We start from the raw sequence: 25,169 nt of genomic DNA, 5'->3' as shown, positions 1-25,169 counted from the left end.
TACTGGTATCAATCAATGGCTATCGATACTATTCCATTAAATCAAGGTGACCTGAACGTCTCATTTTCTAAAGGCTGCCTAATAGCGGCTTAAGATCCAGTTTGTCATTCAGTTGCTGTTGCTGCTGGATGAGTTTCGCTTTCAGTTTCTTCATAATTGGTTGACTGGAGGGAAGCTGGGCGATGTCCTTCCTTTCTTCAGGATCGTCTTTCAGATTGAACAATAGCATTTTCCGGGCAGCCGGATACACAATCAGTTTATACTGTTCTGAGCTTACCATCCGCTGAAGGTCGGTGTAGCATCCATAAATACTTGGATAGTTGCCAGGAGCGGTATCGCTTTTTAGCTGTGGCAGCAGGCTGTTGAAGAAAATCCGTGATTGCTTTTCTATGCCCGCCAACTCTAATGACGTAGCCATGATATCCTGCAAATACACGGCCTGATGTCTTTTTGCGTTCTTTGCGATGGCCGGCCCACTAATAATCAGCGGGGGGCGGACACTATGTTCGAACATATTTTGCTTACCCATCAGGCCGTGGTGTCCTATCGAAAGACCATGATCGGCGGTAAAGAAAATATAGGTATTTTCGAGCTTGCCACTTTTTTCCAGAGCCCCCAGAATCCGCCCTATCTGTTCGTCCATGTATGAAATACTGGCGTAGTATTCCTGGATATGCTTTCTGATGGCATAAGGAGTTCTCGGAAAAGGAGCCAACGCTTCATCCCGTAAGTCCTTTCCGCAGCCTATTGCGTCTTTATACGGATACTCTTCTAGATAACTCGCTGGTAGTTTAATTTGGTCTACGGGGTACTTATCAACCCACCTTTTAGGGGCTTGCCTGGGGTCGTGAGGGGCATTGAAGGCCAGATACATGAAGAAAGGAGCCGACTTTTTTGACGCGCCGTTCAGGAAACCGACTGCATCATCGGCTACTACTTCGCTCCAATGTTTGCCACCTTTCCAGTAGCCGCCGTACTCCTCCTTCCAGGGTGCCCATGTCGTGTCCTGCTTCGACAGAGGGCGGTTATAACCCTGGGGAGTCTGGTTCGGCATACCCGGCCGTTCGTGTGCAACATGGTCGAAAAGTTGGGTTACGTCTGTTTGTACGTGCCATTTCCCGGTCATGTAGGTTTCATAACCGGCCTGTTTCATCTGCTGGGGCCAGAAGCCCTTGGCCTGTTTCAACGGTTCATAATCCTTTTCCTGTTGCTGCGCATCCCAAATCGATAACCCTGTAAGCAGCATGGCCCGGCTCGACACGCAAACGGCTCCCTGCCAGGCACCCATATTATAGGCGTGAGTAAAGGTGGTGCCGTTATTGACAAGCCGATCCAGATTAGGGGTAATGACCTGTTTATCGCCTAAGGCATGAATCGTGTTGTAGCGTTGGTCATCGGCAAAAATGAACAGGATATTTGGTTTTGGTGAAGGAGGATCAAGGGTATTTTTAGAAATTCCTCCCCAAATAACCAGGGACAGCGCCCCCAGTAAAGGTATCTGGCAGTATAGTTTAAGAAAGTTTGGTTTCGAAGCCATAAAAAAGTAAGGTGGGATAAATTACCAACCGGGATTTTGTTTCAAATTGGGATTAAGCGTAAGTTCATCGAGGGGTAGGGGCAGGAAATAGTTTTTAGCCTCGTCGAAGGTGCGGCCGGTGGGCAATGAGGTGGCATAAGGTAAAATGTACCCTTTGTCGTTAAGAAAAATGGATTTGCCCACCACCGCTTTTGGATAGTGTCTCTGAACGAACTTCATCCCAAGTACAGGGTTATTCAGGAGTTTACCAGCCTTCCAGCGAACCAGATCATCGAATCTTAATCCTTCAATAGCCAGTTCAACCCGGCGCTCCCGTCTTATTTCATCGATCAATACGGGGATGTCCGGGAAATCAGACCGCTTGTCTTTGACTAACTGACTTATAATCATGTTCGGCATGCCCACCCTTTTTCTCAGCAGATTAATCGTATTGTCGATTGTTGTCTGAGTCGCTAAGCCCAGTTCTGCGTTGGCCTCGGCGTTGATGAGCAGCACCTCAGCAAAGCGATAAATCGGTGCATCAAGTAGCCCATTTTGAATGCGGACAAATTCGGCCTGGTCAGCTACCCAATACTTCTGCAACTGATAGCCGGAAGGGACTATACCCACTCCGCTAAAGCCCGAACCCGGAATCGCGGCCCCCCCGAAACCCGCCTGGATACCCGTTCCCGGATAAACGACCGTTTGCGTCAGCCGGGGGTCTCGATTTTTCATTTCAACCTGAACACTGTCATCACCCAGATACAACAGACTCTGCGATATTGGCTTCCCGTCGATCGCTAAATACGACTCAATCAATGATTTCGAGACACTGGTGTTGAAATTGTTCAATTGAACATTCCAGGAAGTAGCCGTACCACTAAGACCAGTCATGTAGGCCCGGTAGAACATTATCTCTTTGTTCGTACTCAAATCGAGCGAGTTGAAAAGTGCTGCATAGTCGGCATTGGGATTCCCCGTGGCGTTTAATTGATACCCTTTTTCAGCCATGAGCTGGCCCGAGGCAGCTACTGCCTCCTGTAGAAATTTTTCGCTGCCAGCCAGGTTGCGGTACTTTCTGAACGTTCCTTCGTAAAGACAGATCCGCGCTTTAAGCAGCAGAGCTACATCTTTATTGATGCGCCCTGACTCAGCGATGCTTCTTGGTGGCAGGTTGGCAATAGCGGTATTGATGGTGGCCAGTAACGAATCCATAACGAGAACCCGGCTGTCGCGGGGGGCGTATAACTCAGCGGAATTGGTCGCTAAATCTTTAGAAAGCCAGGGTACATCACCAAAACTTGTCACCTTTTCGAAGTAATCCTTTGCTTTAAAAAAGCGGACTTCACCGGCATACCTGTCTTTGATATCCTGACTTATCGGCGTTCGATTGTATCGGGTCAGAAAATAGTTACAGGTTCTAATTACACTCCAGTCCCAGCCACCACCTGATGCTGGGACTATATTTTTGCCCGCAGCGACCAGGTCAAAATTTAGGGGAACCATATTGTCGCTCTGACTATCGCCTAAAATCAATGGGCTTGGAGATGTGCCAGTGGCATGTCCCACAAAGGTGCGATAGAGGTCGTTGGCATACTGTTTCAATTCATTTTCATTGTGCCAGAAGTTATTCTCTCCGAGCGAATCGGTGGGAGTAAGGTCCAGAAAATTATCTGAACAGGATGAGGATAACAACACAATGGTGGCCAGCAGAAGCCTTGAGACGTATTTTTTCATGAGAAGGAGCACCTTATAGAGACAGTTGAACACCAAACGATACCACTCGCTGCAACGGATAAAATACCCCCACATCACCGGTTCCGGCCCCGCTTCCGGTCACCTCGGGGTCGAAATTTCCTTTCAGCTTCGTCCATTCCCAAATATTTTGTCCGGTTACGTATATACGAGCCTGCGACAGTTTTATCTTCTGAAGTAGCGTTTGGGGTATTGAATAGCCCAGTGAAATATTTTTCAGGCGCAGATAAGCCGAGCTTTGCAGGTAGCGGGTTTGGGGCAATATGTTGTAGGTAGAATTGGAACGGTATATGGGGTAATAGGCATCCGGATTTGCTGACGACCAGGAATTTCGGTACACTTCCTTCGTGCCGACAGCCGCTCCACTATTGATGGCACCCCAGAAATAATTACCCTGGGGAACAAAGTCCCGCTTGCCAACGCCTTGCAGCAGTAGGTTCAAATTGAAATTGTGCCAGGTAAAATTCCCCGTTATACCATACTGATACTTAGGTGTCGTGTTGCCGATAATGCGCTGGTCGCCCGGATTGTTTACGGTATTGGCTCCTCGGGTAATGATTTTATCACCATTTAAATCAGCGTAATGGACATCACCCGCTCCCCATTTGCCTGAGTTGCCAAGCTGGTCCTGATTGGCGGCAGCCGACACTTCACCATTAGCCTGAAACAGACCTGTCGATTCAAACCCCCAGATTTCGCCTACTTTCTGACCCACATAATAGTTGTTGATCAGCAGGCTTGGGTTGTTGTCAAACTTTGAGATAACTGCCTGATAATTGGACAGCACGACGCCAAAGTCGTACCGCAGCGGGTGAGTTGAGCCAACCTGATCGCTCCATTTCAGGCTCAGTTCAAATCCGGTGGTTTTCAACTCGGCACCGTTGCGTTGAGGAGCGGCTGTACCTAAAACGGCCGGAAGTCGGTCTCCAGCAACCAACATCCCTGATGTGATTCGTCGGTACCAGTCAAAGCCGACGTTTAATTTGCCCCATAGGTTGGCATCTGCGCCAAAATCAAGTGTAGATACCTTTTCCCAGGTTAAATCTGGGCTAACCAGGCCCGGAGCCTGAACGCCTGAAGGCAATGTACTACCGATGATGAAAGGCACTTGCAGGTTAATTCCAAAAAGGGAAACATAGGGGAAGTTGTTAGCCAGCAGTTGATTCCCTAAACTACCGTAAGAGGCCCGGAGTTTGAGGTCCTTAAGTCCTCGGCTTAGCGGTTCCATAAATTTCTCTTTGGACAACCGCCACCCTATCGAAACGGACGGGAAGTAGCCAAATCTGCGACCGGTTGGGAAACGGGAAGTGCCATCGTAACGGCTGTTCAATTCAACTAAGTACTTGCTTCGATAGTCGTAGTTGAATCGTGCAAATACACCCCTGATGGCCCATGCTGTCTGTTGATCGGAGGTTGTGATGATACCTGTCGCCAGGTTCAGAACGGGGACGCTTTCGCTGATCAAATCCTGCTTTTTGACAGTGGCAGCTGTCAGATTATACCATTCCTGGTTATAGCCAATCAGCGCAGAAATTAAATGATCCTGCTTTATAGATACCTTGTAGTCTGCAAATAAATTCCCAGCAAAATAACCGGAAGAAGTAAAGTCCCGTTGCACGAATGAGGGAGAGGTGCCAGATATCTGAGGGATCCAGGTATCCCGGATGTAGGGGAATGCCACCTGGGTTTCTTTGATATCCTGCCGCATGGATGTATAAGCGAAATTGCCGCTGATTTTCAATCCATCTGAAACATAGGCGTCAGCATTTACAGCATAAACGCCTGTCGACGAGTTGGTTATTTTACGAGAACCACTTTCCAGAAAGTTAACGAAGTTTTCTGTCGCGATAACTTCACCTACCGGAGAATTAGCAGGTGTTTTAGCCGGAAATAAAACCTGCGGCTCACCCCGAGTCATCTGCTCCCACCAGTCTGACCCCTTATTAGGGTATTTATGTGGTTCATCGTAGGTAGTGGATACATAGTTAGCTTTGGCGCCAACGGTTAGCCAGCTTGTTAGTTCGGTACTGACGCTCGTTGTAAAATTATATCGTTTGAATACATCAGTAGCTGTTTTGAATAAACCATCCTGTTTCAATGAACCGGCCGAAACGTAATACGAGGTTTTTGCATTTCCCCCGTTTATGTTCAATGTGTGGGTTTGTCCAGGTGCCCACGGCTTCACCATTGCCTCGATTACATTATTGGAAGCGTTCCAGAAAATCTTGCCGTTTGGCAGAATGTGATAGGTGGGGTTATTGACCGGATCGCTGCTATAATCCTTTACCCATTTTAACTGATCATCCGTATATTTCTGGGTGCCGTTTAAATTTAGTTGAGCAAGATTCTGCGACTCTATGTATTCCTGAGTACTCAGTAGGTCAGGCAGATAAGTCGGTCGGTTAAATTGCAGGCTGCCTGCATAACTAATAACTGGTTTTTTATCTTTACTCCCCTTTTTCGTCGTTACTAAAATAACCCCAAATGCCCCGCGTGCTCCATATATGGCGGCAGAAGCTGCATCTTTCAACACGGTAATTGTCTCTACATCAGCTGGATTTAACAGGTTCATGTCCATCTGAATGCCATCAACTAACACCAGGGCGCTACCGCCCGACAAGGATGTATTACCCCGCACATTAAAAGCCGGGCTTGCATTGGGATTACCGTCAGGGTTTGTTACGTTCAGGTTTGGGATTAATCCCTGCAATGCCTGCCCAAGTTTTGTGATCGGTCGACTAGTCAGAGCCTCGCTACTAACCTGAGCGATAGCGCCCGTCACGTTTTCTCTCTTTTTTGTTCCGTATCCGACCACAACTACCTCATCGAGTGACTTATTCGTCGTCACCATATGAATATCGACCGTTGTCCGGTTTCCCGTCAATACCTCCTGCGATACATAACCGACAAAGCTGAAAACCAGTGTTACAGTAGTGGCTGCATCGTTACGGCCAGGAATAGTCAGCTTGTACTGTCCGTTGGAATCTGTTGTCGTACCCCGCTGAGTCCCTTTTACCACAACGCTTACGCCTGGCATGGCCTCATTTTTTTCGTCGGTAACGGTACCCGTGATTGTAAGGTCAGCCAGAGCCATGTGTGCTATCGGTACAGGTTGTGGCTGAGCCCCATCCAACTGGTTCAGGGCAGCAATAGTCGTTTGACCAATACCTGGCAAGTCCATATCGGTCGATGCCGAGTAGCGCTTTTTATTAGCACCATTCGACAGAATAACGTAGTTGTTTTTCACTTTCCGATAGTGCAGGCCAAACGGTTGAAGCAGCGTTTGCAAACTGGCTTCGAGTGTTGCCTGTGGACGAGCTGCTTCCGCTGGGACAGTTAGGCTTTTCAGGAAACTTTCTTCGAATAGAATATTGACGTGATACCGTTCTTTCAATTGTTGAATAACATCCGACAGGCGATAGGATTCGGATTGGTAAATAGCCGTACGGTGCGTATTCTGGGCTAACATCTGCGCCATCAGGGGCAGTTTTCCGATCATCAATAAACTCAACAATAAAAAACGAAAGGTTTGGCTATATCCCTGTTTACCACGAAGTTGGTTCATACGATACTGCGATTAGAGGGTGATTGGGAAGCAGTAAACACTATAAAACAAGTATGTTTATAGCTTTACATTTGATAAATAGATACAAATGACGTAACCTACCCTAATGAAAAAGTGTAATTTTTTTGAGAAAAAAAATAATATAAACAGTGAAAAAACAGGGTGTCTTACGGCCGACCTGTCGATGCACGGAAACAACTACTTCGCCAATTACTGGGTGAGTACATATACCGTTTTAGATTGGTCGATATGCAGACCCATCATCAATGACAATGCCTGGAGTAAATCATCGGCAGTCTCGGCCTGGAACGTTCCAGACACATGACGGGCCATCAGGTCGGATTGAGGAATTTGCACCGTCACACCGAAGATGTCATGCAGTTGATTGGCAACATCCGCTAGCGGAGTATCGGCGAAAACGAATCGGTGGTCGTGCCAGGTTACGCGAGTGAGGGTATTGGACGGATGCTGCATTTTCAGATGCCCCTGGGCAGATACGGTTGCCATGTCGCCTGGTGCGAGTACGACTGGACGGACCGTGCGGGGAGTGTTTAATTCAATGCGACCACTTTCCAGGACAATTCGTGTGCTGTTCCGGCGACTGTTGATGACAAAAACGGTACCCAGTACCTCCACGATAGTCTTGTCAGGTGTTCTAACGATGAATCGCTGTCTGTTGGGTCGATGAACGATTCTAAATTCAGCTTCACCATCCAGCCAGACCCGTCTTGCCCCTCGTGAAAAGCCAAACCGGGCGTACTTTACCGAAGAATTAGCCCCTAGCAAAACTCTCGACCCATCTGGAAGCGTTAATGACTGGATTTGTTTATATCCATTGCTCCGAGTCGTGTAATACCAATAGTCGGTAGTGATCAATAAGCTGCTAATAAGTAGGGCGACTGAAGCGGCCACCCACCAGAACCAGTGCGACTGAAGCCAGTGTGTTGGTTTATGAGTGGAAATGGATTTTAAATAAGCTTCATGTCGACTGAGCTCGGTTGGTTCAACCGAAACGGATTGCTCCATAAATTGGGCAAAATGGTGATGAGCTGCATCGATGTCCGGGTAAAACTGCGGATGTAAGCGTTCCCATTCGTCTAAGTATGTATAATACAGCGTATTGCCTTCGTCGGTCTCTAGCCAAGCTTCGATGGCCTGACGTTCTAAAGGAGTGGCCTGCCTGGCAAAGTAAGTGAATACAATGGCTTTGGTTGGCCCTGGTTGAGAATGGTTCATGGCTGTAGAACTTTGCGAAAAAGGACCAGAGCTTTGGTCATATGGGCCTCGACTGTTTTGATTGATATATGAAGTTCGTCGGCAATTTCCTGATTTTTACGACCCTCAAACCGACTCAACAGAAACACCTGTCGAACAGAGGGGCTAAATGCATTAATTACTGCTTCAATCTGAGCATTGAGTTCATCGAACTGAATCTGTTCGTTGGGCAGTGTAGTCAAACCTATTCGATCAGTTTCCGAAATAGATTCCTGCGAGATTATTCGGCCTGCTTCCCGTTTTAGATAAAGTAAACAGTTTTGACGAACGGCCCGATAGAGGTACGCCCTGTATGAGAACGTAATACGCTCGAAAAGCCGCTTCTGCCAGAAAACCTGAAACAGATCGGCCACAATATCTTCGGCCAGCATCTTTGAATAAACGTATCGGACGGCATGACTGCAGAGCGGCTCATAATACCGACGGAATAGCAGATCGCAACCCTGATAAGGATCGCTTTCAAAAGAGCGCCGAATAAGCAGTTCATCGTCTGGACCAACCGATATGTTTTGACTACCCGCATTTGAGTCTACAGAACAAATGGACAAACTGTCCTTCGGCGAAGGATTGGAAGATATCATAGTTCGGCTGTTACGTGGGTTCTCTGAAGATACCATTTAGACGAGTTACCCTAATGGCTCGTAAAAAGTATGGATCAGGCCTACTGTTAAAAAGTGAAACAATAACTGGTAAGCGATTTAGCCGGTACATTGAAACGGATAAAAAGCCACGTTTAGACGATCAAGTGTAGCTATTGGACAACATGATTTTTTGGATACACTTTTGGGGTGGTAGTTATCAGCCACCTGAGCCTGTTATTACCAATGTTTGGGTTAAACTAGACGAGAATACAATGATGGGAACCGCCAGGGCTCGAACGACATATCACTACTTTTTTTGCCAGCTGGCAATAAGTTCGCTACTTCTGGTACAGACTTCAAGTAAGAGTATACGGCTGTAATCTGCTCGCCGAATGATCCGGAAGGTTGTGAGAAGGTTGGTAGTTAACAACTAGTTCTATAAATAAAAAAACCGGCTCCTGAAAAGGAGCCGGTTAGTTGTATTGTTCTATTTATGGTTTAGGGGAAATAAATAGTAGCATTCAGAGAAACGTAATAAAGCTTATTTGGATAAAGCTGAAAAAACATTTAAACGTCCGCCTGTAACGGTTTTTCCACTTAGGGAGGCTGTTGGCACTGCGCTTGACAGAATTGCATTTCTAATCTGAGCTACGGATGCGCCAGGATGCGTTGAGGCATATAGTGCAACTGCTCCTGTTACATGTGGTGTAGCCATAGATGTTCCATTATAAGACGAGTAAGTATCAAATGCCGTTGTTGAATAAATGCCAACGCCAGGTGCGCCGATGTCAACCGTATTAGCCCCGTACTGCGAAAAACTGGCCAGGCCTCCGTTTTGATCAATGGCCGCTACAGCAATAACATTCGGTAAGTTGTAATTCGATGGATAGCTAGGCGATGTATCGTTGTTGGTTCCACTGTTTCCAGCAGCTGCAATAAACATTATACCCGCATCATTGGCCCGGCTAATCGCATCATACAGGGCCTGTGAATAGCCGCCACCACCCCATGAATTGTTACTGGCTACAACGTTAATGCCCCGACTTTTTAAGTTTGTCAGATAATCGACGGCTTTAATGGCGTTGGCTGTGGTGCCTCCCTTACGACCCAAAAACTTAGCCGAAATCAACCTGACGTTCCAATTAACGCCAACCACTCCTATCGTGTTTGCCTTACCACCGATGGTTCCTGACACATGAGTACCATGGTCATCTAACGTGCCTCTGCTACCCCCATCGTAGATTGTGTTATCATTATTGGCAAAGTCCCAGCCATTGGTATCATCCTTATAGCCATTGCCGTCATTATCTACCCCATCTACTCCATCATTTGGATTGACCCAGACCTGGCCGCTCAAATCGGGGTGAGTAAGCTGGATACCTTCATCGATTATCCCGATATGAACAGAAGTAGACCCTGTACTGCCAGCTGCCCAGGCCGCAGCAGCATTACTACCGTATTGGTTGGCAGGAGTGGTCGATGGACCATACATACCCCACAACGACCCATTTGTAAACAGGGGATCTGTTGACGTTGCCGTATGCTCATATATAAAATTGGGTTCCGCGAACTCTACCCCGCTCGTATTTTCTAACTCTGCGATGGCTTCCATCACATTTTTATTGACTTTGATCAATAACACACCCTCATGTTTACCAGCGCGCTCCATGACTTTTGTAAGGATTTTTTCCACTGGCTGGCCTTTCACTTTATCGAATGCTTTTTGCTTTTCGTCATCGGTGGTTCCTTCCACGAACTGAAGAAGTAGTTCGCCATCAACGAAATCTTTATCGGCGGTCAGCCTGGCGTTGGCGTTAGATCCGTTGGCCGAAACAGGAGCTTCCGGTTCTACTGGCTGGCAGCTAGCCAATGCAAGTGAAGCCAGAATCGCCAGAGGTAAAGCCTTTGTTACTAAATACCCGTAGGAGTTTTTCATGTGATTTAATAGTTAGATTTATTGGGCTAATAATAGTAAATTTTCAGTATGATGGCAAATTAATAAATATATTTTTTTCTGATAAGTATATATATGAAAGAATCTAAATTCTGTAAAGATGCCGGAAACCGGATCGTTCGAAACCATATTTTATCGGCTTAGAATAGTTAATAGAACTTGCTGATTCACTTCGCTTTCAACCAGATATTGTGTGAGACCTGAGGTTATCAGATAACAGGTTGTGACCTTATACGAACTAGTTATTGCCGCTACGTAAATACAGAAGTAAGCAAAAGTGATTAATCGCTAGCTTTGATTATTGACACCAGAGTCGGTTTTAAAGGGTCGACATCCTATAAAAACTATTAAAACCTACATGTTATGGAATTGTACCAGATTGATGAAAGAGGTTCTTTATTCATTTCGCCTTCCATCGATAATTGGGAACCAATATCGAAGCTTACTATTGACGTAGTATTTAATCTGGATTATACACTGGATCAGAATATTCCGGAGGAAATGAATAAAACACTTTATATCTTTTTTCCATTCGAAGATAGAGAGTTACCCGATCTCCAGAAATTGCATGGCCTGGCACAATTTGGGGCCAGTCTGATTAATGAGGGCCATCAGGTTTTGTCACACTGTGGTATGGGCCATAATCGTTCTGCTCTATTGGCAGGTCTCATCCTGACATACCTGGGCTTCAGTGGAAAAGATGCCGTTCGTATGATTCAAGCCAGAAGACAAGGTGCTCTGTATAATAAAATGTTTGCCGCTTACCTTGAAACGATACCAGCCTCCGAAACAGAACCTGTTTCAGATCGCCCGATTTCGTTGTTTAATTAACGTATCAGTTTCTCGCAGTTTTCTGTGAATGGTTAGAGGACAGTTTTTAACTAGTCTGCTTGTTAAGTCGGAAATTTGACGGATTATTTGAAATTATATACTGGAAATTGAAAAATTGTTGATATAATATTTGTGTATAATGCCTTTTTGTCTTACTTAGCAGTATTCTTCCTGAAAGATTCCTCCTAAGAATGGCTACCAGACAAAAAGAATCAGCACCCCGACTCATCGTTCATGTAATTACGGCCGCTTTCTGGCTGGGTCTCATCCTGTTACCATCGAGCCTTGTTGCCCAGAAATTAAGTCCCCAAAAACTGGATGCCCTTGTCGATAAACAGATGTGGCTGGCTATTGATGAACTCAGCGAATATGTGTCCTTGCCCAATGATGCCGTCAATCCCGCCGATATTCTTAAAAACATAGTCTGGACTGAAAAGGCGTTGACGAAGCGGGGTTTTCAGACAACGGTGCTTAAAACCAATCAATTGCCCTTGGTTTTAGGAGAGAAAACAGTCCCGAAAGCCACTCAAACGGTTTTGTTCTATTTCCACCTGGATGGCCAGCCTGTTCGAGCCAGCGAGTGGAATCAGAAAGATCCGTTTGTGTCGGTACTTAAAGAAAAAACCAGCACGGGAGAATATAAAGACTTGAGTGGCAACTTGCCCAAAACAGGGGTTAATGACGAGTGGCGCCTGTTTGGCCGCTCTACATCGGATGACAAAGGGCCAATTATTATGATGCTCAATGCGCTCGATATTCTCCAGACTGAAAAGCAAACCCCGCCTTTTAACATCAAAATCATTATTGATACGGAGGAAGAGAAAGGATCGGGTGGGTTGAAAGGAGCGTTGGCCTCCTACAAAAACAAATTGCAGGCCGATTTTATGATTGTGATGGATGGTCCCATGCATTCGTCTAACATACCGACTCTAACGTTTGGTTGCCGGGGTAATGCGGGTTTCACCATAACTACTTATGGGCCGGTTACCCCACAGCACAGCGGGCATTTTGGCAATTATGCACCAAATCCGGCATTTCGGCTGGCCCGGCTGATAACGTCAATGAAAGATGAGCAGGGACGGGTTTTGATTCCAGGATTCTACGATGGCATTACGTTTGACGACGAGACCAAAAAAATCATGGCAGCTGTGCCCGATAATAAACAGGATATCAACAAGGCACTGATGATCGTTGAGGAGGAGAAAGTAGGCAATAACTATCAGGAGTCTCTGCAATATCCATCGCTCAACATCAAGGGAATGAAGGCGGCTGTAGTTGGTAAAGGGTCTGGAACCATCGTGCCCGAAGAAGCTGTTGCGACTTTCGATATTCGCCTGGTGCCCGAAACCGACGGTAAACGGATGGTCGAACTGGTTAAAAAGCACATTGAAAAGCAGGGCTTTACGGTGCTGGATCATGCACCGACGCCCGAAGAACGGCTAAAATATGCTCAGATCGTTTTCTTTGAAGGTAATGCCGGAACGCCCGCTTTTCGCACAAATATCAACGAACCGATGGGCGTTTGGTTACGTAAAGCTGTATCTGATGGATTCGGGAAAGAGCCGGTCATAATTCGGATTATGGGCGGAACGGTGCCTGTTGTGCCATTTATTCAGGCACTTCAGGTTCCTGCTGTCATTGTTCCCTTAGTAAATATGGATAACAATCAGCATAGCCCGAACGAAAACCTAAGGCTTGGCAACCTGCGAACCGGTATAAAAACCTGCCTTTCTATTCTTACTGAACCACTTCAGCAAAGGGCTCATTAATTCAGGATAGTGTTGTCGAAAGATGAATCTTAACGGGCCTGGCTTACCGGAAAAAGAATCGGGTAGGGGCAATGTCGGCCTTAATCGAATCGACCACTGCACCACTTGGCTGGTAGCGTACTACATAACCTGGCTGATTCGCTGAAGGGGTTACGGCTGCATAAACCAACCCATTGGCATCAACACCTAAACCACTAAATAACCGACGAATAAAAGGCGTATTGGCCTGAATAGTTACATCGTTGATTGAAAAGCGATAGGTTTCGCCTTTTAACTTACCGTTGTCGGCCGGATCATTGAAAGAATTGACGAAGAAAAAAATCGTTTTGTCGGCGTTTAAGGTAATCGCACTGGGTGTTTTTGGACCGCTCCCTACTTTAAGCCGGGTCTCGACTAGTTTGCTCGTCGGGTTAATCCGAACCATCTCATTGGTTGATGATGCATAGGCCCACAGTTTTTTATTGGCATCAAAGGCAATCGGGTTGGCATTTACGCCCGCGTCAATGCCCGGCTGAACCACTTCATCCGTATCCGTATTAATAACAGTCAGAACCTGCTCACCCCCGACGCTGCCCACAAAGACCTCTTTGTTGACAAGTACCATACGTTCGGCACCTTTCGTGACTGGGATTTTCTTTACAACGGTCCGGGAACCCAGATTCAGAACCAGAATATAGCCAGATTTGGTATACGTATTTGCCCCGCTGCCGGTTGCATCCCAGCAACTGATATACGCTTTATTGGGACCAGCATAAATAACGAAGCGTGGATTTTCAACATCAGGAGCCTGGAAGGTTGCCAGCGATTTGAACGTGCCTGACTCAACAATTTCAACTTTGTCTTGTCCGGCCGCCATATTATCGACCAGAATGACACCCTTACCATCAATTTCTGTATAATCCCGAACGCTGCCACCCAGCGCTCTGCCATTGGCAGCGTTAAAAATATCTACTGTTGGCGTGGTGGTATTGCGGGCTATGAAGGAAATAGATCCGTTGCTGGCACCAGGAGTGCCTGCATTTACGATATAAACACCTTCTTCATAGGGTAAAGGTGGAGTATCCTCAACTTTGCAGGCTCCGCTTAAAAGCGTTAATAAGGCAACGCTAATACCGCTGAGTAAACGATTAGTACTTGTCATGAAACTGGACAACTGGGCTCTTTTTATTCAACAAAGAACAGATTTATTGAGAATAAACCCTATCTGAAGCCTTTTTTGTTTTTAACTGATCATCCGAAGTCCTGTCAATTCAGTTGCAGATCAGCAAAATAATAGGTCGATGTTATCTGTTCGCCAGTGGCCGTTTTAAACGAATACGTTTTGGTTACCGTACCGACAACCTGTACGTTTATTGGCTCAGCAAAATAGGGAGCCTGATAGACGAAGGTATGGAATTCACCATTTTCTCCGCAGGGATCGACGTTCTGCGGAAGGTCATCGACAAACGACTGATCGAGGATGCGTCCACAAAAGGACTCGTCGAGGTATTGGCTATTGACACTAACAACGATCGTTGAAAAGCCTGCTGCCCAGAATTTGTCGAGCAATTGATGGGATGGAATACGCCAGAGTGGAAAAACTCCGGTCAGGTTCTTACTGGCCAGTTGGGTTTCACGCCACTTTCGTAAGTCCTCCAGAAAGATATCGCCGAAAATCGCATGAGTGACCCCAGCGGCAACAAGCGGTTCCAGTGTGTTGGCCATTCGTTGCTCGTAATCGACCATTGAGCTTTCTTCAGGCAGATAGAGTTTAGTCTGCGGCAAACCCAACTGCTTTGCCTGTGCGTCAAGTAATTGCTCAGGTACACCGTGCATTGAAATGCGTCGGTTAGCTTCGTTTAATGTCGTTAATAGCGTTTCGATCTGATAATTTCCGGCCTGAAGTAGTTGCCACAAGGCGAAGGCCGAATCTTTCCCGCCCGACCAGTTCATGATTGCTTTGGTCATAAAGCAGGTATTTTGACAGGTAGAGGCAACCCACTAACCATGAGCGTAACGGCATCTGCCTGGCTGGCTACATACTGATTCGCCCACCCCTGTAGGTCGGTGAACGCCCGGCCAATAGCCGTTTCGGCGTGTACGCCCATACCTAGCTCATTGGTGACGATAATAAACCGACCCGGTAGCTTTACCAGTTCGTCGACCTCTTTCTGAAAGAGCCGCAATGACTCGGTAACATCGCTTTTTGTATCACCAAAAAAGTTAGTAAGCCAGAGCGTCACACAGTCAATAACGACCGTCTGACCCGAAAGAGGAAGCTGACTAACCTGGCGAAGCTCTTCAAATACGGTCCATTCCGGGCCACGATCCTGCTTGTGGTGCGACACCCGCTCCGCAAACTCATCATCCCAAACCCTGGCTGTTGCTACGTAAACCGGCGTCGGACTCCATTCGCGGGCCAGTTGTTGGGCGTAGCGGCTTTTACCGCTCCGTGCTCCGCCCGTAACCAGATGCAGGTACGCCTGCCGTGGAGGCATATAAGTCATAAACTTTTGATTCTAAAGCAGCCGGTATGGCGAATATATCAGGGTGGAAGCAAGCTGCCAGCAGTTCGATACCATCGACTAGTGTAGCCGGTGAAGGCTGGGTGAATAAGTCATAGTCTGCAATGTAAACCGCTTTGTTGGCTACTGCTCGTAAGCTATGCCAGCCGGACTGTTTCTCAAGTATAGGCAGCTCCTGTAGGGTGCGCTCGGTAGTGAAGCCACACGGAGCAATGACCAGTACTTCCGGATCATACCGGCGTACTTTTTCCCAGGATGTAACGATGCTATCGCCCGATGGATTACCCAGCATATCGATGCCGCCCGCATACGCAATCTGATGTGGAATCCAGTGGCCACAGTTGTAAATGGGCGCCATCCATTCCATAACCATCACCCGTTTGGGCAACACCCGACCTGCCCGTAGTCGGTCGATGACAGCGTCAATTCGGGTGCGTAGCCCGTTCAGATAGGTGTAAGCCGCTTCTTCGTGGCCAAGCGCTGTTGCAATTGTTGTTGCGGTGTCGAATACATCGGTGAGACTCTGCGGAGTCAAAGCCACGACGTTAGGCATGTTGGGCAAGCGGTCGAGTACTGCCTGCGTACATTTCGTATCGATCTGACACACCTCGCAGACATCCTGTGTGAAAATTATATCGGGCGCGATCTGATGCAGCTTCTCTTCGTCAACGTAATAGAGGCTTCTTCCTTCAGCTTTTGAGGCTGAGAAAATCCGGTCGATCTCTTCGCTACTGTAATCGTGGCCTTCGAGGACGCATCGAACCAGAATTTCGTTTTCGGCGCGAGAGGGCTCCGGGCATTCAAACGTAACCCCATACAGCAAATCCTGTAGGCCCATGTCATAGACCATCTGCGTGGCTGCGGGCAGAAAAGAACAAGCTTTCATCTTTATAAAAGAGCGAATTAGTGAATGAGGCTGGAATGTAGCTATGAGCGATGCAATAGCAACTCGCATCCTGCTGTCGTGGTCAACTCTAAGTTCACTCAAAACAACAGGATGCGGGCTATTCCTGAACCATCAGGCTATAGCCAGTTTGGGGTAGCGTGTTTGTAGCCATTCGAATGCACCGAAGAATAAGGCGCTGTAGGCTAACGTACCTGCCAGAAAATTCCGCATGTACGGAAAACCTTGTGTAATGCACTGCAACCAACCGGCGAAGTCTTGTGAGAGGGGTAGGTTGGTGCGCAGATCCAGACCACCAGCCAGCCAAACGCTGGTATCGGCCAGGAGCCAGTGCGACACCGACCCAATCAGAGCCGCTATAAGTACGTTCTTAACCGACACTTTTTGCAGCAAGACCTTTCCGTACCAAACGATCAGGGCAAAAATGCCATAAATCCAGTACCAGCCATTATACATTATGCCGAACTGCCCTTGGTAAAGAACGATATTGATAACCAGATCGCTCAGAAATAACGTCAGCAAAGGGAGTCCGAACGCTTTCCAGTAATTTTTGAAATACGAGCCACCAAAGAGTGCCATCGCGCCAATGGGCGTAAAATTGGCAAGTGGAGAACATTGCGCTGAGTTGGCGATTCGGAGAACAGCCGCCAGCACAATGAACAGCAGCAATACGGTAAAACGAGGGTTAAGTTGTTGCTTCATATGCATTTACTTCTATTCTTTTCTGTAAACAATAAGCCTGATAGTCCTCTGAGTATTTACTTCTCAATGTTTACCAGGTAAAGCGAACGCCAACGCTGGCGTTTCGACGGCGGGTGTTGTAGCCGTAAATATCGTAATACGTTTGGTCAAATACATTACGAACGTCGGCATACAGGCGCAACATGGGGGTAAGTTTCCCTTCTGCATAGAGATCGACCGTTGTATAAGCGGCCAGCGTTATGTTGTCGGTATTGAATGTTTCGCTGTTGTAGAATCGATCGGTACGTTCTCCAATCGACCGAATTGTTGCTGAAACGAACAGTTTCGGAATGAACCGATAACCTGCGGTTAGATTCACCTGCGTTTTCGGACGCCGGAACAGGTTATTATATGTCGTATCGCGACCCGCAACGTTTGTCTTCACCTCACCTGTGAGCAGCATAACGTTCCCTGATAGCGTCAGTTTGTTCAGTTCGGTTTGCGCTTCTACTTCCAAGCCATGATCATGTTGGCGGTCGAAGTTGATGTAGCGGCCATACGGAGCTGAATTCAGCGATTCAAAGAACAGTACGTCTTTGATCTGCCGGTCGAAATAGACGGCACGTATCCAGGCGTTTCGGCTACGGGTAAATAGCTGTACGCCCGCTTCCGTCGACCAGCTATGTTCGGGACGAAGCGCTTTGTTGCCATAGGGCGAAAACAGCTGGTATAACGTCGGAGCCCGGAAACCGGATGACAGATTGACAAATACTTTAATCCGGTCAGAGATCAGGTACGACGGATTGAAGGAATACGTAAATACGTTACCATACAGCGAATTGCGGTTAAACCGGCCACCTAATTCAACGGATAAACCCTGGTAAGGTGTCAGAATCCCCGTAGCATAGACGCCTACCTGCCCGATCCGGGCGGTGTCGGCACCGATAGGGGGCGACTGATACGGCCCAAACGAGCTGATCGACAAGTAGCTTTGATCCGTATTGCTGAACCGATAATCGGCCCCCGTCAGCAATTCGCCCCAGGAACCCAGTTTGAGGTTATGATAGATCTCGGCAAAATGAGCAATGCCGCCATACTCCTGAGATGAATAAAGTTCAGAAGCGCCCGACTCAACTTTTGTTGAATCGTTTTTATACGTTCGACGACTGTCGCTAAGGCCATAATTGATCATCAATCGGCCATGTTTGTGCTTGTATTCCAGACCAGTAGCCAATCGCTTAAACTGGTTCTTGTAGATATAATCTTTTTCGTCGGCGAAAGCACCGTTGTCAATATCAGCCGTATAGCCTGTTGTCATGCCCTGTAATTTCCAGCTCAGACGCGATGTGAGTTGTAGGGTCAGATTGGCCAGTAGCGCATTCTGTTTATAACCGTCGTTGTCGAAATTCTGATTGCCCGTGCGGTCGGTGGCAGCCGAAAACCCGTCTGAAGACAGCCGTGTGTATTGGACGTTATAGGAAAGTCGGCTTGTCTGACCGCTCACGCCAACCGTTCCCCGGAAGGTATTATACGTCCCGTAATTGACCGAAGCCGTAACGCCAACCGGTTTGTTGCCAACGGCATTGTTCCCTGCCCGTTTCGTAAAAATATTGATTACGCCCGCCACCGCATCGGACCCGTAACTGGTTGACTGCGCTCCCCGTAGAATTTCGATCCGGTCGCATTCTCCGACCGTAAGCAGATTCAGGTCGAATGTGTTGGCGGTTCCGGATGGGTCATAAACGGGCAGGCCATCTAACAGAATCAGCGTATTTCCGGCCGAAGCGCCCCGCAGATAAATGTCAGGATTGGTGCCTAATGGCCCATTAGAACCCACAATTTGCAGACCAGCCTGCCGGGAGAGCAGTTCACTGACCGATTGCGTGGCGTAACGTTGTAGCACAGAATCTGACAATACCGTAACGACCTTACCGGTTTGCGAGAGTTTTTGCTCGATCTTGTTGGCCGTTACCGTTACGGCATCCAACTGAAGCGAACGGGTTGTAGACGATGGAGGAATTTCCTGCCCCAATGCAGGCAGACAGGATACGGCCAGACAGGCCGAGAATAAAGTAATGATTTTGCTCATCATTAATCAGCTAAACTGAGATTAAGTAATGAGCTGTCGGAAACTGAAATAAAAGACAAACAGCGCTTTTGGCCCGTTTGTGACCGCATAGGTGATCAGACCACCCAACCGAAACATGTCTTTCATCCCCGGCTTTTTACCCGAAAGCTCGAATCATGAATTCGTTTGAGGCAGGTCTTCTGGCTCGTTCTACCAACAAGGCCTTCCCGTCGAGAGACAGTGGCTTTTGTCTTGCTGGCTGGTCACTAGAACTTACAGCTACGGGAATAGCCCCGGATTTACACCGGTGTTCCCTTTTAATTACCCTTTCTGATCGGGTAAACCTTAAACGCGGGGCAAAGATAGAGAAATTGGATGAAAGTAGGCATTGAGTAGTCTTCAGTGGGCAGTAGGCAGTCTACAGTCACTGCGCTCTGAATAGCTGCCTGCCGTCAACTGCCCACTGAAGACTACTCACTGAAGACTTTCCTAAAATCCGTCGGCTTTTATTTCTTTCTCCGTGATGGTTCCGTATTTTTTTACTTTCTCCCGAATTGTATCGGCTTTGCCAATGAGTACGAATTGAAGGTTTGTTTTAGGGAAATACTGGTCAATGATTTGCCGGGTTTTGGCTACGGTCAGTCCGTCGACGTTCTTCTGGAAGTTGTTGATAAACGACTCATCGAAGCCCAGACTGAACATATCCGTTAGCAGATTCGCTAGCTCACTGGCCGATTCGTAGCGGGGTGGGAAGTCGGCTTTTACGTAGTTTTTCGCCGAAAGGAGTGTTTTTTCGTCAATACCTGTTCGATGTAAACTGTCCAGAACCTGGAGGGCCATGTCGATGGCCTCGGTGGTGGTGCTGACCTTTGTAAACGTCGAAATGGCAAACGTTCCACTGTTGCGGAAGGTGCCGAATCGGCTTCCGGCTCCGTAGGTAAGGCCTGAATTGACGCGCAGTGCGTCGTTTAGCCAGGACGTAAATCGGCCGCCCAGAATGGTGTTGACAACCGTTACCGGAATAAAGTCGGGGTTATTTTGCGTAATGCCTTTACCGCCAATCAGAAACGTTGTTTCGCGGGCATCGTCTTTGTTGACCAGCAACACCCGGTTCTTATCGAAGGCAACCGTCGGTTCGGTTAATTTGGGCGATGTAGCGGCCACTGTTTTCCAGTTGCCGAACAGGTCGGTTATCCGTTTTTTCATCGCTACCGTGTTGAAATCGCCCACGATGGCAATAGCGGCCCGATCGGCAGTATAATTCTTCTGATAAAACTGTCTGGCATCATTAGCCGTAATGGCCGACACGGCCGTTGGCGTTCCCGTAATAGGGTTTGCATATGGATGACCCTCAAATACAAACCGATTGAAGTACGAGTTGATCACTCCTCGCGGGCTCTCTTTCTGCTGGGTTAACTGGAGGAGTTGACGCTGTTTGTATTTGTCAAATTCGGCCTGATCAAACGTAGGTTTCGTAATGACATCCTGAATAATATCGAACAGTAAATCCTGATCTTTTACGGCAAACGAAGCCGTCAGTTTGGCCACTTCCTTACTGCCATACGTATCGACACTGGCTCCAACGTATTCGGTTTTTTCTTCGAGTTGCGCTTTGGTATATTTTGAACTGCCAAACAACAGGGCATCAGCGGTCATATTGGAGAGACCATATCGATTTTCATCCTGAACAGCCCCGGCATCGAATACGGCCGAAACGTTGATGAGTGGCACCTCATGCTGCTCCATCAGGTAGATGGTCAGTCCATTTTTGAGCTTGAATTTCTGGTAGGGCGGCACTTTAAACGTCTGCGCCACCGACGTGCCTACTATCAGCAGGGCTATAAAAATAAAGGCTATGGATCTCATTCGTAAAGTCTTTAGGGTAACACAGTGCAGATCTGGAGCGCAATCTTTCGGTTGAACTCGTTCTGGCTCTGTGTTTAGAAAAATCAATTGTTTTTCGCCGGATTGGCTTTTGGTTCTGGCAATAGATAGCCTACCGTACGATTGCGGGCGGTCAGGTACGTTTTGGCTACGCGCTGCACATCTTCTTTGGTCACTTTTTCGTAAAGGGCCGGAGCTTCGTACAGCTTTTTATAATCACCAAAAAACAGCTCGTAGGTGCCGAGGGAGTTGGCCTTGCCATTGATGCTTTCCATCGTGCGGTAAAACTCCATCAGCTTCTGATTTTTCAGTTTCTGTAATTCAACATCTGTGATACCATCCTTGATAACCTTATCGATCTGGTTAAGCACTGATCGCTCCAGTTGTTCCGCCGAAATGTTGCTGGCGGCAATGGCATAGACCGAAAAGAGGTTCGGATCGAATGATTCACCGAAATTTGAAAACGCCCGCGACGCAATCGTCGAATCCAGAACGAGCGATTTGACCAGACGGGATGAGTTTCCAGAACTCAGGACACCGCTTAGCAGGTCGATTGCGTAATAGTCGGGGTGGCGACTTTCGGGCGTGTGGTAAGCCAGCAGAATATTGGGTGTAGCCACGTCTTTATAGGTCGTGGCACGCCGTTCGCCATTTTGCGGTGGTTCGACGGTGCGCAGACTGTCGGGTAGTTTCTGAGCTGGAATGGGTTCGATGTATTGTTCTGCCAGCTTTTTTACCTGAGCTGCCGTTACATCACCGACCACGACGGCCACCGCGTTATTGGGAGAATAATACGTTTTGAAATACTTCTCCAGATCGGCCTGCGTCCACTTTTTGATGTCGGACTCGAAGCCAATGACCGGAAACATATACGGGTGTTCGGCAAAAGCTACCGACTGAACCAGTTCACTAATGACTCGGTAGTTGCTGTTTTCCAGGCCCGTACTTCGTTCTGACAAAACAACACCCCGTTCGCTCTGTACCATTTTAGGGTCGATGGCCAGATCGCGGATACGGTCTGATTCGAGATCAAAAATTGTTTCGAGTGCACCGCTCTGAAACCAGTCGGTGTAGACCGTTGTGTTTTCGGTGGTATACGCATTGTTCGAGCCGCCATTGGCCTCCATAACCCGGTCGAACTGCTTGGGACCGTATTTTTTAGCCCCATTGAACATCATGTGTTCAAAAAAATGCGATAGGCCCGTAATGCCGTGAACCTCATTTCGGGAGCCTACTTTCCAGAAGGTGTAGAAGTTGGCATTGGGAATAGAATGGTCTTCGAGAACCATGAATTTCATGCCGTTTTTGAGCGTAAACGTCTGCACGTCTTCTGGCTTGGGCTTGTTCTGCGCCAGCGCAACACCCATTAGTAGTGTTAACCCAGCGAGTAGCCCGATTCGTTTGTTTATGAGCATGGTTTTAATTGGTAAATGCTAAAAATAACACCGGTAGGGCGTAATACAAAAGCGGTTACAAAATGCAACCATTAAGTTGTAAGAATTGGCGTAGTTTGGGTGAGTTAGTATGCGTTTATCTAACTTTTCGTACCTTTTAGCCCCTGTTTATCGCAACTGTGCATATCCTCAAAAAATGACAAAAGTTAGCCTTTCGATCCTTTTTCAATTCCTTCTATCACTCTCTTTTGCGCAGCAGAATCTGGTTCCTTATGTGCATCCGTTAATTGGCACAGAAAAGATGGGACATACGTTTCCGGGCGCTACCGTACCGTTCGGAGCTGTTCAGCTAAGCCCAGATTCGGATACGCTGTCTTACGAATTCAACGGCAAGTATAACGGGACTGTTTATAAATACTGCGCGGGCTACAAATACGAAGACAAAACGATTGTTGGGTTCAGTCATACGCATTTTAGTGGTACGGGACACTCTGATCTGGGCGATTTTCTGATTATGCCGACACAGGGCGCTTTGCAGCTCAATCCGGGCGTGGCTTCAGATCCGAAGAGTGGTTATCGGTCTGCATTTTCGCACACCAATGAAGTAGCCGAAGCGGGTTATTATAAAGTCAAACTGGATGACCACGCGATTTTGGCCGAATTAACCGCATCCAGTCGGGTTGGCTTTCATCAGTACACGTTTCCCAAATCCGACCAGTCGCACATCATCCTGGATTTGACCCACGGCATTTATAATTATGAAGATAAAGTTGTGTGGACGTACGTGCGGGTCGTAAACGACACATTGATAACGGGCTACCGCCAAACCAACGGCTGGGCGCGCACCCGAACCGTCTATTTTGCCCTGTCGTTCTCGAAACCATTTAAATCATACGGCCAGAAAAATCTGGATAAAGCGCAGGTATACAAAGGATTCTGGCGGAAGTTCGATCAGACCCGGAATTTTCCGGAAATAGCAGGCAAACGGATACGGATGTATTTTGATTTCGACACGGAAGATGGCGAGAAAGTAAAGTTAAAAATGGCCTTATCGCCGGTAAGTCAGGAAAACGCGCTGGCCAACATGCGGGCTGAGATCCCGCACTGGAACTTTGAAAAGGCAAAAACGACGGCGCAGGCCAACTGGAACCGGGAATTAAACAAAATCCAGATCGATGCGTCGGAAACCGATAAAGTGAATTTCTATACGTCACTCTATCACTCGTTCATTAATCCGACAACCTACATGGACGTAAATGGCCAGTACAAAGGCCTTGATCAGGGCGTTCATCAGGCAACCGGATTTACGAATTACACCACGTTTTCCTTGTGGGATACCTATCGGGCGCTGCATCCTTTTTTCAATCTTATTCAGCCGTCCCGTAACAACGACATGGTACAGTCCATGTTGAGCCATTACGACCAGAGCACGCTCAAAATGTTGCCCATCTGGTCGCACTATGCCAACGATAACTGGTGCATGAGTGGTTATCATAGTGTGTCGGTGCTGGCCGATGCGGTGGTCAAAGGGGCTTTCCGTGGCGATGCGCAGAAAGCACTGGATGCCTGCATTGCGACTTCGAACCATCGCAGTTATGAAGGTATTGGCGAGTACATTGATCGTGGTTACGTACCATCGGCCTCAAGCGGCACCTCTGTATCAAATACGCTCGAATATGCGTATGATGACTGGTGTATTGCCCAGTTAGCCAGGAAACTAAATCGACAGGACGTATACGAAACCTACCTGAAACGCTCAGAAAGCTGGCAAAATGTGTTCGATAAGTCGATTGGCTTCATGCGTCCACGGTTGGCCGATGGTTCGTTTAAGAAGGAATTTGACGTTTATAAAACAGACGGCCAGGGTTTTATTGAAGGAAACTCCTGGAATTTCAGCTTCTTCGTGCCGCAAAATCCAGCCTCGCTGATTCAGTACATGGGCGGCCCTAAAAAATTTGTGGCCCGGCTCGATACGCTTTTTTCGATGCACTTGCCAGACGAGTTTTTCGCCGAAACCGAAGACATTACCCGTGAGGGTATTATTGGTGGCTACATTCATGGGAATGAACCGGCTCACCATATCGCCTACCTGTACAACTGGGCCGGTCAGCCGTGGAAAACGCAGGAACGGGTTCGCATGATTCTCAACATGCAGTATAAATCGACGCCCGATGGCCTGGGTGGCAATGACGATTGTGGCCAGATGAGCGCCTGGTATATGTTTTCGAGCATGGGTTTCTATCCGGTCGCACCCGGCTCGGAAGACTACTCATTAGGTAGCCCATCCGTTAAGAACGCCCGCCTGAATCTGGAAAATGGCAAGACATTTACCATCGAAGCTATTAATCAGGGCGATAAGAATGTGTACGTGCAGAAGGTGCTTCTAAATGGCAAACAGCTTACTCAGCCAACGATCACCCATACTGACATTATGAAAGGCGGTACGTTAACCTTTTATATGACTGCCAAACCGGTGAAGAAATAGACC

The 25,169-nt window shown here is 47.5% G+C and carries 17 protein-coding genes and 1 riboswitch; of the genes, 3 read left to right on the top strand and 14 right to left on the bottom strand.

Annotated features, from left to right (window positions below):
• Positions 1 to 67: 67 nt before the first annotated feature.
• From G8759_RS27165 to G8759_RS27140, 6 genes are all read right to left on the bottom strand, one after another.
• Positions 68 to 1,537 carry a sulfatase-like hydrolase/transferase gene (locus tag G8759_RS27165; protein ID WP_167215505.1) on the bottom strand — a complete coding sequence of 490 codons (1,470 nt, stop codon included), beginning with the start codon at positions 1,535 to 1,537 and terminating at the stop codon, positions 68 to 70.
• A gap of 21 nt (positions 1,538 to 1,558) precedes the next feature.
• Entirely contained in the window at positions 1,559 to 3,253 is a 1,695-nt protein-coding gene (locus G8759_RS27160; RefSeq protein WP_167215502.1) for a RagB/SusD family nutrient uptake outer membrane protein, read from the bottom strand.
• A 13-nt stretch (positions 3,254 to 3,266) separates the two neighbouring features.
• The gene (locus G8759_RS27155) at positions 3,267 to 6,836 is read right to left on the bottom strand and encodes a SusC/RagA family TonB-linked outer membrane protein (protein WP_167215499.1); all 3,570 of its coding nucleotides are present in this window, start codon (positions 6,834 to 6,836) and stop codon (positions 3,267 to 3,269) included.
• 210 nt (positions 6,837 to 7,046) lie between these two features.
• Entirely contained in the window at positions 7,047 to 8,072 is a 1,026-nt protein-coding gene (locus G8759_RS27150; RefSeq protein ID WP_167215496.1) for a FecR domain-containing protein, read from the bottom strand.
• A complete protein-coding gene (locus G8759_RS27145) occupies positions 8,069 to 8,692 on the bottom strand; it encodes an RNA polymerase sigma-70 factor (RefSeq protein WP_167215493.1) in 624 nt (207 codons plus the stop codon). Before G8759_RS27145 ends, G8759_RS27150 begins: the two co-directional genes overlap by 4 nt.
• Before the next feature lie 541 nt (positions 8,693 to 9,233).
• The gene (locus G8759_RS27140; protein WP_167215490.1) at positions 9,234 to 10,628 is read right to left on the bottom strand and encodes a S8 family peptidase; all 1,395 of its coding nucleotides are present in this window, start codon (positions 10,626 to 10,628) and stop codon (positions 9,234 to 9,236) included.
• A gap of 381 nt (positions 10,629 to 11,009) precedes the next feature.
• Here G8759_RS27140 and G8759_RS27135 point away from each other — a divergent pair, with 381 nt between their 5' ends.
• Positions 11,010 to 11,477, top strand: coding sequence for a protein-tyrosine phosphatase family protein (locus G8759_RS27135; RefSeq protein ID WP_167215487.1), 468 nt, complete (start codon positions 11,010 to 11,012; stop codon positions 11,475 to 11,477).
• A 191-nt stretch (positions 11,478 to 11,668) separates the two neighbouring features.
• Positions 11,669 to 13,246 carry a M20/M25/M40 family metallo-hydrolase gene (locus G8759_RS27130; protein ID WP_167215484.1) on the top strand — a complete coding sequence of 526 codons (1,578 nt, stop codon included), beginning with the start codon at positions 11,669 to 11,671 and terminating at the stop codon, positions 13,244 to 13,246.
• Between the two features lie 43 nt (positions 13,247 to 13,289).
• On the opposite strand, the gene G8759_RS27125 is transcribed toward G8759_RS27130, so the two are convergent.
• The 8 genes from G8759_RS27125 to G8759_RS27090 form a co-directional block, all read right to left on the bottom strand.
• On the bottom strand, positions 13,290 to 14,387 hold the full coding sequence (locus tag G8759_RS27125) for an SMP-30/gluconolactonase/LRE family protein (protein WP_167215482.1): 1,098 nt from the start codon (positions 14,385 to 14,387) through the stop codon (positions 13,290 to 13,292).
• Positions 14,388 to 14,491: 104 nt separating this feature from the next.
• A complete protein-coding gene (locus G8759_RS27120) occupies positions 14,492 to 15,193 on the bottom strand; it encodes a Dph6-related ATP pyrophosphatase (RefSeq protein ID WP_232073965.1) in 702 nt (233 codons plus the stop codon).
• A complete protein-coding gene (cobU, locus tag G8759_RS27115) occupies positions 15,190 to 15,732 on the bottom strand; it encodes a bifunctional adenosylcobinamide kinase/adenosylcobinamide-phosphate guanylyltransferase (RefSeq protein WP_197933052.1) in 543 nt (180 codons plus the stop codon). The genes G8759_RS27120 and cobU overlap by 4 nt, the downstream gene beginning before the upstream one ends.
• Positions 15,668 to 16,636 (bottom strand): ABC transporter substrate-binding protein, encoded by a 969-nt coding sequence (locus G8759_RS27110; protein WP_167215479.1) that lies wholly within the window; start codon positions 16,634 to 16,636, stop codon positions 15,668 to 15,670. Before G8759_RS27110 ends, cobU begins: the two co-directional genes overlap by 65 nt.
• 132 nt (positions 16,637 to 16,768) lie before the next feature.
• Entirely contained in the window at positions 16,769 to 17,356 is a 588-nt protein-coding gene (locus tag G8759_RS27105; protein WP_167215476.1) for a DUF6580 family putative transport protein, read from the bottom strand.
• 70 nt (positions 17,357 to 17,426) lie between these two features.
• Positions 17,427 to 19,427 (bottom strand): TonB-dependent receptor plug domain-containing protein, encoded by a 2,001-nt coding sequence (locus G8759_RS27100; protein WP_167215473.1) that lies wholly within the window; start codon positions 19,425 to 19,427, stop codon positions 17,427 to 17,429.
• Between the two features lie 149 nt (positions 19,428 to 19,576).
• A riboswitch (cobalamin riboswitch) is annotated at positions 19,577 to 19,766 on the bottom strand.
• A 126-nt stretch (positions 19,767 to 19,892) separates the two neighbouring features.
• Complete coding sequence (locus G8759_RS27095) at positions 19,893 to 21,269, bottom strand: M16 family metallopeptidase (RefSeq protein WP_167215470.1); 1,377 nt, start codon at positions 21,267 to 21,269, stop codon at positions 19,893 to 19,895.
• An 83-nt stretch (positions 21,270 to 21,352) separates the two neighbouring features.
• The gene (locus G8759_RS27090; RefSeq protein WP_167219310.1) at positions 21,353 to 22,696 is read right to left on the bottom strand and encodes a M16 family metallopeptidase; all 1,344 of its coding nucleotides are present in this window, start codon (positions 22,694 to 22,696) and stop codon (positions 21,353 to 21,355) included.
• A gap of 181 nt (positions 22,697 to 22,877) precedes the next feature.
• Here G8759_RS27090 and G8759_RS27085 point away from each other — a divergent pair, with 181 nt between their 5' ends.
• Complete coding sequence (locus G8759_RS27085) at positions 22,878 to 25,166, top strand: GH92 family glycosyl hydrolase (RefSeq protein WP_167215467.1); 2,289 nt, start codon at positions 22,878 to 22,880, stop codon at positions 25,164 to 25,166.
• Positions 25,167 to 25,169: the final 3 nt, after the last annotated feature.

It is taken from the genome of Spirosoma aureum, from assembly GCF_011604685.1.
GTDB lineage: Bacteria > Bacteroidota > Bacteroidia > Cytophagales > Spirosomataceae > Spirosoma > Spirosoma aureum.
This window is presented reverse-complemented; position numbering and strand designations above follow the sequence as displayed.

Excerpts from the sequence above, each read along its gene's own strand:
- G8759_RS27165 (WP_167215505.1), bottom strand. The coding sequence starts at position 1,537 with ATGGCTTCGAAACCAAACTTTCTTAAACTATACTGCCAGATACCTTTA.
- G8759_RS27160 (WP_167215502.1), bottom strand. The coding sequence starts at position 3,253 with ATGAAAAAATACGTCTCAAGGCTTCTGCTGGCCACCATTGTGTTGTTA.
- G8759_RS27155 (WP_167215499.1), bottom strand. The coding sequence starts at position 6,836 with ATGAACCAACTTCGTGGTAAACAGGGATATAGCCAAACCTTTCGTTTT.
- G8759_RS27150 (WP_167215496.1), bottom strand. The coding sequence starts at position 8,072 with ATGAACCATTCTCAACCAGGGCCAACCAAAGCCATTGTATTCACTTAC.
- G8759_RS27145 (WP_167215493.1), bottom strand. The coding sequence starts at position 8,692 with ATGATATCTTCCAATCCTTCGCCGAAGGACAGTTTGTCCATTTGTTCT.
- G8759_RS27140 (WP_167215490.1), bottom strand. The coding sequence starts at position 10,628 with ATGAAAAACTCCTACGGGTATTTAGTAACAAAGGCTTTACCTCTGGCG.
- G8759_RS27135 (WP_167215487.1), top strand. The coding sequence starts at position 11,010 with ATGGAATTGTACCAGATTGATGAAAGAGGTTCTTTATTCATTTCGCCT.
- G8759_RS27130 (WP_167215484.1), top strand. The coding sequence starts at position 11,669 with ATGGCTACCAGACAAAAAGAATCAGCACCCCGACTCATCGTTCATGTA.
- G8759_RS27125 (WP_167215482.1), bottom strand. The coding sequence starts at position 14,387 with ATGACAAGTACTAATCGTTTACTCAGCGGTATTAGCGTTGCCTTATTA.
- G8759_RS27120 (WP_232073965.1), bottom strand. The coding sequence starts at position 15,193 with ATGACCAAAGCAATCATGAACTGGTCGGGCGGGAAAGATTCGGCCTTC.
- cobU (WP_197933052.1), bottom strand. The coding sequence starts at position 15,732 with ATGACTTATATGCCTCCACGGCAGGCGTACCTGCATCTGGTTACGGGC.
- G8759_RS27110 (WP_167215479.1), bottom strand. The coding sequence starts at position 16,636 with ATGAAAGCTTGTTCTTTTCTGCCCGCAGCCACGCAGATGGTCTATGAC.
- G8759_RS27105 (WP_167215476.1), bottom strand. The coding sequence starts at position 17,356 with ATGAAGCAACAACTTAACCCTCGTTTTACCGTATTGCTGCTGTTCATT.
- G8759_RS27100 (WP_167215473.1), bottom strand. The coding sequence starts at position 19,427 with ATGATGAGCAAAATCATTACTTTATTCTCGGCCTGTCTGGCCGTATCC.
- G8759_RS27095 (WP_167215470.1), bottom strand. The coding sequence starts at position 21,269 with ATGAGATCCATAGCCTTTATTTTTATAGCCCTGCTGATAGTAGGCACG.
- G8759_RS27085 (WP_167215467.1), top strand. The coding sequence starts at position 22,878 with ATGACAAAAGTTAGCCTTTCGATCCTTTTTCAATTCCTTCTATCACTC.